This window comes from Dysgonomonas sp. HGC4 (assembly GCF_001261715.1).
Classification (GTDB): Bacteria; Bacteroidota; Bacteroidia; order Bacteroidales; family Dysgonomonadaceae; genus Dysgonomonas_A.
Window position 1 is genome coordinate 1 of sequence record NZ_CVRU01000146.1, and the last position, 1965, is coordinate 1965.

Below are 1965 nucleotides of genomic sequence, written 5' to 3' on the forward strand. Positions count from 1 at the left end.
GGTTCCATTGCCTGTGTATTTTCCAGGATCATTGAACCCATCACGGAACTTTTAAGATCGCCCGCAGCGGGGATATGGGACAACACTCCCGAACGGCAATTAGTCAACAGGACGATCACCTGATTGTCGGCGGGATCTACGGGAGCTTCGAATGTTATAGTCCCCCCGGAGGAACCACTAGCGCTATAATCTCCTTCTGAACGGTAAAGAAAAGTACAGTTGCCATCATAGACTCCCGAAGCGGTAACTACCGGATTATCTGTCGAAGACTCAAAGACCAGAACGTCAACCGTATGAATGGAGGATTCCCAGACTGAGGCTAAGGAAGTGGCATATGTCTGAGGCATTGAGACCGATAAGCTTACCTTTTTATATACTGTGTGTTGATATCCCTCATCCTCCTGACAGGAAGACAAAAAAACGATAAACACAAAAAACAAAAATCCCCGGTATTGCTTATTAAGCAATCGTAATCTAGATGCTCCTTTCATAATCTTTTATTTGTTCTGATAGTGCCTATTTGACAACTGAAAAATCATGCTTTGAGATCCCATCATCCGGCTTAGCTTATCAATTAAAACTACTTTAGACAAAGTTATGGAGGTCAATAATCCTCCATGCAAATGCACGGAGGAAATTAATCCAATCAATCGAATACACTCACTTTCAGTTCGCTTATACTTCAACACAACGGATAGTGAAACCGTTGGCACGGGTCGCTTCGGCGGGGGACACGCCGCTACTGCTGAAGACCACGCAAGATCCGCTCGCACCGCTCGGCGACGACGACCAATAGTACCCGCCTATACCCACGTTGGTCAACGAACCTGTGCTGCGATAGCGGCTCCCTGAAGCAGGGAAGATGTATCCATAAGGATAATTATTATCACCAGGATTTTTCCATCTTGAAGCTATACTGTTCGTACCCACATCGTTGGCAGAGGTATTTGTACCATCCACCCAGGAACCATCACTCTTTAACATGAAGACTAATTCATCTTTTGTTGGCAAACGCCAGTTTCCGGGAGGAGCCCAACCCTGACTAGTCAGGTATTTACAGATATCACCTTTACCTTGTGCAATACTAGCAGAGTTATGGACAAGATCACCTGTATTTGTATAAGGAATAGAACCCCAATCCGGTGACGATGTTGTGGACCCGCCGCTCGGAGGATAAGTAACAGTAGAAGTACTATAATTATCAGGAGTAGGAGCAATACCCGTAAGGCTGCCAAATTTAAAGTAAACACCCTGATACATCTCCATTGAAGGGGCACCAATACCAAAAGTTAAATGCCCGGCAACAGCATCGTAGTAGATATTGGACACAGCAAAAACAGAGGTCTTAGGAACGCTGACAACAGAGATGATCTCTTGCTGGCCGGGATTACTTATATTGGAAACAGTAATGACCGCTTTTATCGGAACGTTGCCCTGATAATGAGGTATAAAGACACTATAGCTTTGTTCATAAACAGCGTCTCCTCCATATGTCAACACCGGAATTGGAGTCGGATTAGCGAGCATAACAGGAAATGAAGTGGTACCGTCGCTGTACATATAGGAAATAGCAGCAGTTGTTCCACGTAAGTTGAATGACCCGGTCTTAAATTCTAAAATACTGGGAAAAGCAACGTCAGAGACGTTATAAGTGTTATTGGTAGTATCTAGAATACCGATACTATTGTTACTAGTAACAGCAGTTGCAGTTAAGCCATATAATGTGAATCTCGAAGAGCCGGATCCTATTTCCACAACATCTTTTGCATCGTTCCAGTCAGCTGCTACAATATTAAATTCGATACGGTCCAATTTGGCTCTCTTTACTTTGAGTATATAACGGTGGTTAGCATCGATGGAAATGTCGGCCGTAAGTATAACCTTATAAATCTGTTTAACACCATTGAAAACTCCCTCGACAGAAATCACCGTTTGGCTTTTTGCTACATCAAGAACAGTAGGCCA

General features: G+C 43.8%; 1 protein-coding gene and 1 pseudogene. Both read right to left on the reverse strand.

The features are described 5' to 3' along the window. On the reverse strand, positions 1-491 hold a 491-nt coding region (locus tag HGC4_RS13905; protein ID WP_221406879.1), incomplete at its 3' end, for a hypothetical protein. A gap of 184 nt (positions 492-675) precedes the next feature. Next, positions 676-1965, reverse strand: a pseudogene (locus HGC4_RS13910) (hypothetical protein); the annotation flags it as partial.